Annotated in this window: 3 protein-coding genes, 2 tRNA genes and 1 pseudogene; 2 read left to right on the plus strand and 4 right to left on the minus strand. The window is 59.3% G+C overall.

The window, feature by feature from the left end; translation table 11 throughout:
• Positions 1 to 577: 577 nt before the first annotated feature.
• Together AC1DKV_RS16645 and AC1DKV_RS16650 are read left to right on the plus strand one after the other, a co-directional pair.
• Positions 578 to 3,334 (plus strand): UPF0182 family membrane protein, encoded by a 2,757-nt coding sequence (locus tag AC1DKV_RS16645; RefSeq protein ID WP_441623385.1) that lies wholly within the window; start codon positions 578 to 580, stop codon positions 3,332 to 3,334.
• Between the two features lie 105 nt (positions 3,335 to 3,439).
• Positions 3,440 to 3,697 (plus strand): annotated as a pseudogene (locus tag AC1DKV_RS16650) (transposase); the annotation flags it as partial.
• A 407-nt stretch (positions 3,698 to 4,104) separates the two neighbouring features.
• On the opposite strand, the gene AC1DKV_RS16655 reads toward AC1DKV_RS16650, so the two are convergent.
• The 4 genes from AC1DKV_RS16655 to AC1DKV_RS16670 all read right to left on the minus strand — a co-directional run bounded on the left by AC1DKV_RS16655 (position 4,105) and on the right by AC1DKV_RS16670 (position 5,839).
• On the minus strand, positions 4,105 to 4,425 hold the full coding sequence (locus AC1DKV_RS16655; protein WP_441624493.1) for an H-NS histone family protein: 321 nt from the start codon (positions 4,423 to 4,425) through the stop codon (positions 4,105 to 4,107).
• 266 nt (positions 4,426 to 4,691) lie between these two features.
• Positions 4,692 to 5,402, minus strand: coding sequence for a TolB family protein (locus tag AC1DKV_RS16660; RefSeq protein ID WP_441624495.1), 711 nt, complete (start codon positions 5,400 to 5,402; stop codon positions 4,692 to 4,694).
• A gap of 282 nt (positions 5,403 to 5,684) precedes the next feature.
• Positions 5,685 to 5,763: transfer RNA gene (locus AC1DKV_RS16665), tRNA-Ile, on the minus strand.
• 2 nt (positions 5,764 to 5,765) lie between these two features.
• Positions 5,766 to 5,839, minus strand: a tRNA-Gly gene (locus AC1DKV_RS16670).
• Positions 5,840 to 6,000: the final 161 nt, after the last annotated feature.

A 6,000-nucleotide genomic window follows, 5' to 3' on the forward strand; every position in this document is an offset into this window, starting at 1 on the left:
TGACGTTTAGGCCTTCGGTGGACGCCCGGTCTTGATGGCTTCGACTTTTGCGACCGCAGTTAGCAATCGCTCTGGCGATTTCGCGGCAAGAAGCAGCAAACCTGCTCGCAGGATCTCGCAAGGCAATGTCGACTGGCGGCAAGTGGTAGTGCATCACTAGACGTGAACTAAAAATCACATAATCATTATTATGTTAAATTGTTATGCTACATAACAATGAGCACGGCGATCCCATTGGTTTAAGTGCGACCCCGATTGCTGCGGCAGCCTGCAGGCAGCGACGCTGCTCACGACTCGATATCCAGCCGCGGTCGACTCGGCCTAGCGGTGTATGGCGCACATCGTCATCTGCAAACATACGCTGGCCGGCGGAGATTGTGTGGTGACAAACGCAATACCCTTCGCCTCCAAACCTACAATGGTTTACGTGGGCGACTTCACGCAGATGTTTGACTGATACCGGATGCGTCATCGCGGCTATCCCACAGGCATTGCCCCATGCCGCTGGCAGATCAGCATTGCGCCGACATCCGACCGCGGCAGGCCATGGATGGCGGTCCAGAAAGGAGCATGATCGATGCGCTTGCCCGGGAGGCCCGGTACACGACTGCCAGGCATTGCCATCGCGGCTGGGGTCGTCATTGCTGGCCTGATCATGGTCGGGCGCGTCATCGGCTTGCTGATTGACTGGCTGTGGTTTTCCTCCGTCGGCTACGGCGACGTTTTCTGGACGATCTTTGTCACCCGGGCGCTTCTGTTCGGCGCCGTCTTCGCTGTTTCGGCGTACGCGCTATGGCTGTCCGGATGGTTGGCGCACCGCCATGCAAGGCGCCTGGGCACGCGGGGCGCGGACACGGTCCTTCCGCCAGGGGCGCCGGAAGTCCTGAGTGAATTGATCGGCGAAGTCGCGCAGCATCTTCGCTGGCGCACCACCATCGCCGGCGTGGCCGTCCTGCTCGGCTTGCTCATCGCCACGGGTGATATCACTAACTGGGACATCGCGCTTCGTTTCGTCAAGCAGGTGCCGTTCGGCAAGGCCGATCCAATCTTCGGCAAGGATATCGGCTTCTACCTGTTCTCGCTGCCTGCCTATGTCGCGCTCAGGAACTGGCTGCAACTGTTGCTCGGTGGCTGCGCGGGCGTCGCCGCCGTGGTCTACGGGTTGCGCGGCGACATCGCGATCATGCTGCCACCGCGCAGGTTGTCGCCAGCCGCCGCCGCGCACGGTTCGATCCTGCTGGGCTTGTTCTTCCTCCTGCAGGCCTGGTCTTACTGGCTCGATCGCTTTCTGCTGCTTTACGGCGACAATGGTGTCGTGGTGGGCGCCAGCTATACCGATGCCCACGTCCAGTTGCCCGTCCTGTGGTTACTTGCGGGCCTCGCCGCCGCGGCCGCGGTCGCGACATGGGCCAATTTGCGTTGGCGGGACTATCGGGTTCCCGCCGTCTCGATACTGACGATATTCGGCGGCGCAATCGTACTCACCCTGATCTATCCGGCGCTGTTCCAACGGTTCTACGTCAAGCCGAACGAACTACAGCTTGAGACGCCGTATATCAGGAACAGTATTGCGTTGACGCGGGAGGCCTATGGGCTGGCGCGGATCGCGGTAAAGCCGTTTCCGGCCGAACAAAACCTGAATCTCGCCGCGCTCGACGCCAATCGGGCAACCGTCGACAACATCCGTTTGTGGGACCTGCAGCCGTTGCGGGATACCTACGCACAGTTGCAGGAGATCAGAACCTATTACCGGTTCCTTGCGACCGATATCGACCGATACTGGCTCAGTGCCGGCTACCAGCAGGTGATGCTGTCGGCGCGGGAACTGGAGCCATCGCTGCTTCCGGCCAACGCCCAGACCTGGGTGAACCTGCATCTCCTGTTCACCCACGGCAATGGCGTCGTCATGTCACCGGTCAAGGAGAAATCCCCGGAAGGCCTGCCGACCCTCTATCTGCAGAATATTCCGCCTGTCTCCACCGGCGGGCCGACCATCCAGGAGCCGCGGCTGTATTTCGGAGAAGGCGGCAAGGACTACGTCATCGTCAATGGCAGCACGCCCGAATTCGACTATCCCAAGGCCGAGGAAAATGTCTACACGACTTATCACGGGCGGGACGGCATTGCCATTGGCAACCTGGCGCTCCAGGCACTCTTCGCCTGGCAATTCAGCGATCCCAATATTCTCGTAAGCGAGTATGTCGCGCCCGCGAGCCGGATCCTGCTCCATCGCAATATTCAGGATCGGGTGCGCACGATCGCGCCGTTCCTCACCATCGACCATGATCCCTATATCGTCGTAAGCGACGGGCGCCTTTTCTGGATCCAGGATGCCTACACTACCAGCCGGTGGTTCCCGTACTCGCCGCCGGGTTCCGAGGATGGCGACAACTACATCCGCAATGCGGTCAAGGTGGTGATCGATGCCTACCATGGCACGGTCGACTTCTACGTCAGCGATCCTGCCGATCCGCTCGTGCAAACGTACCAGCGCATCTTCCCGGGCCTGTTCAAGCCTCTGGGCAAGATGCCAGAGACGCTGCGGCAGCATATCCGCTACCCTGAAGATCTGTTCCTGATCCAGGCACAGGTCTATCGCGCGTACCACATGGAAGCGCCGGAAGTCTTCTATAACCGCGAGGATCTCTGGCAGTTCCCGCGCAACCTGGCCGACATCGACGCGGCGAAGGCTCCCGCCACGCCGATGATGCCCTACTACATGATCGTGCGGCTTCCCGCGGAGCCGCGTGCCGAGTTTGTTCTCATGCTGCCGATGGTACCTAGCCGGCGCGAGAACATGATTGCCTGGCTGGCGGCGCGTTGCGATGGACCCGATTACGGCAAACTCGTTGTCTACACGTTCCCCAAGGACAAGCTGGTCTACGGCCCGTTCCAGATCGAGGCACGCATCCAGCAAAATACGGAAATCTCACAGCAGATCTCGCTGTGGAACCAGATGGGTTCGCGCGTCATCCGCGGCCACCTGCAGGTCGTGCCCATCGAGGGCTCGATTCTTTACGTCTCGCCGCTCTACTTACGTGCGGAATCCGGGCAATTGCCTGAGTTGAAGCGCGTGATCGTCGCCTATGGAGACCGCGTCGTCATGGAGGAAACGCTGGGCGCGGCCCTGGCGGCGCTCTTCAAGGATACGCCTCCGGCGGGGATACCGCCCGGAGGCGCCGGAGGCAAGCGCGCCCGCGACGCATTAGCGCACTACAACCGAGCCATCGAGCGATTGAAGGCGGGAGACTGGGGCGGCTTTGGCATGGAACTCGATGCCATGCGCCCACTGCTTGAAGCGCTCGGCACGGAAGGTTCCGATGGACGGAAATAACCTGACTGCCCAACGGCAGCCTCCGGCCGATACTGTTTGAAAGACTCGGCATCAGTTGGCGTCGGCAACTCTCCCTGAGATCATCGATCGACGAGGGTATCAGCCATGATGGGTCAACAAAGTGGATCGCAGGACCGGCTCTTCTACTCGTTCAACCTTGACGACCATACCCTCGAATCACCTCTTATGAGGCATTGATCGATTCTTTGATCTTGTCGATCTGCGCCAGCATCTGGCGCCTCATTGCTGCCACACCGGAGGTCCATAGATCCAGAGCTGATGGTCCGCATGCTCATCGTGGGCTACTGCTTTGGCATTCGGTCCGGGCGTCGCCTCTGCGAAGAGATTCTCTTGAGCCTGGCCCGTTCGCCATCGGCCGCTTAAAGCACATCCGCGCTTCTCAAGTCGCCCTGCCCTTTCCTCTCGTCTGCATCCGTCGGGATTGTCGTGGTCGAACCAAGGCGTCGGCTGTTAGTTACCGGCTACTGTGCATGTCTGCCGATTGAGCGACCTCAATTGCGTGCTCTCGCGGCTTGGCGGATACTGGGTGCGGGCAACACGCAATGGTTGCCCGACTTCTTCATGGACGTTCCGCGGCTCTCGCTACCGGTCGAGAGCCGCTTTTTTCTGGGTCGCACCTTCGCGCAACGTTGAGCGTCGGGTTGCGCGGCCGCCGCTCACGTCGTCACACAGAACGTCCTAGTAAGCCTATAGGTTCTTGGATAGCCGATTGGAGCACTATCGGCCAAGGACGACGCGCGCGCAATCGGTCATTCCTGCGGGATAAGGAAGCGCTCGGGGCGCTTGCCCAGCCACGCCGGCGACCGGCCGCGTCCCGACCATGTCTTGCCGGTTTTGGGATCCATGTACTTCGGGGGAAGTGCCGGCTTGTCTTCGGCAGCGGGAGCGGTAGCGGCACCGGCAGGTCGGCCCCGACGCCGCCGCGGCGCCACGTCCTCCGGCGACAGGTTATACCGAGCCATCAGATCGCGAATCTGCTCAATAGCGGTCGCGACTTCGTTGGTGCGCGCCTCTTCGATCTGGGCTTCCAACGCCTGCTTCTGCGCCACCAGTTCCTGATACGTTGCCATTGTCTTCTCCAATTTTCCAGTCACAATCGACTTATACTCATTCCGGAGACGGTTCGCAAGGTATTCGCTGTCTAAAAGCTGCTGGCCAATTAAGCCCGGACGAGCTCGTCGTATTGATTTCTGGTTTGGCTCTTGGCGGAAAGGAAATTCGGCGATGACAAACGCATGGCAACCGCCCTTAAGCGCGCATACGGGTTCCCGGCAAAAAGTCCCCGCCTGAAGATGAGTTAGAGCCCATTGCGGGCGTGCCGGCATTAGACCAGCGCTCACCAGCGGCGCCAGTGCATTGGCCGACCGTCGCCCCAATTAGAGGGCTCTTGAGGTGCTACTTCACGAACAGGTTCTTGAATGCGCCTACGGCCTACGTTTCCGTCTTCCGGCCCTACTGGGCCTATTTCTTGACCAGTTGGCGATACGAGCCAGAACCAGTCATATGAGCCCCCACCAAGCCAATACTTGTGCTTGTTCACAATAAGGGTGCCCTTGTATTTACCCGCGTGGACAATTTCTAGGGTGTTTCCCTCGGTAACGAATCGCTCTTCCGCATCGCCGACGCTCACTATGTGAACGGCCCGTGACGTAACCCATGCCGTGCTTAGGAAGTAGATCGAGCGTCCGTCCGGCGAAAAGACCGGCGAATTTAGCCCGGCTAAAGCCTGCTTTGGGTTTTTGTGAGCGCGACCTTCAACTAGGCTACGCGCACCCGAGGCGTCGACACCAACTATCCAGATTTGCTCCGCATCTTCCGAACCAAGCGCGGTGTCAACTGGTCGGTGAGGTGTTCGACGAACAAAGGCAACACGTTTGCCGTCGGGAGATAAGGTTGGGGTGGCATCTAGCCCGCTCGTGGTGAGTTGTCTCGCGAAGCCGCTGTCATCGACAAAGACAATATTTCCATCTTCTGCCCTAACAGAGCCCCCGTTTGCTTCCGTGGCAAAAAGCGTAACAAGCAGCAGGGCAATCGATAGCAGGTTCATTGGTAGCCTCGGCATAGCGCCCCCTCCTTCGAGCATTTTCCTCGACGGACATTATGAGGGGCTACTCTGCTTGCGTAACTGTGCCGCAGCCCGCTTCTTGCCAAGGTAGTTCAACTTGCCCAACATTGAAACGTGAGCAGCATGGACAAGTTGACGGGGGCGCCTCAATGGCAATGCGAATAACGGCGGTCATGGTTGACCAAATCCGCTAACAAGGCTCTTACACGGGCACCAAAACGAGCAAGGGGCTACAGCGCAAATGCTGTAACCCCTTGATTTAAATGGTGGGCCTCCCGTGAGTCGAACACGGCGCCAACGGATTATGAGTCCGCTGCTCTAACCAGGCATGAGCTAGAGGCCCTATGGAGCGGGTGAAGGGAATCGAACCCTCGTCGTAAGCTTGGAAGGCTTCTGCTCTGCCATTGAGCTACACCCGCAGTGCGCGGCATGATAGCAGCTAGTACAACATCCCGTAAATAGATTTAATAATTATCAGGCTGTAGGTACGGCTCCAGGAGCGTGACGACCACCTGGGCCATCTCGTCGAGCGAGCCTGCGCCTGGCAACGGCTCCCAACGCCCACTATGGTTGCGAAAGG

It is taken from the genome of Cupriavidus sp. 05T41 (assembly GCF_056396525.1).

Coding starts and splice junctions, on each gene's coding strand:
- AC1DKV_RS16645 (WP_441623385.1), top strand. CDS start 578: ATGCGCTTGCCCGGGAGGCCCGGTACACGACTGCCAGGCATTGCCATC.
- AC1DKV_RS16655 (WP_441624493.1), bottom strand. CDS start 4,425: ATGGCAACGTATCAGGAACTGGTGGCGCAGAAGCAGGCGTTGGAAGCC.
- AC1DKV_RS16660 (WP_441624495.1), bottom strand. CDS start 5,402: ATGAACCTGCTATCGATTGCCCTGCTGCTTGTTACGCTTTTTGCCACG.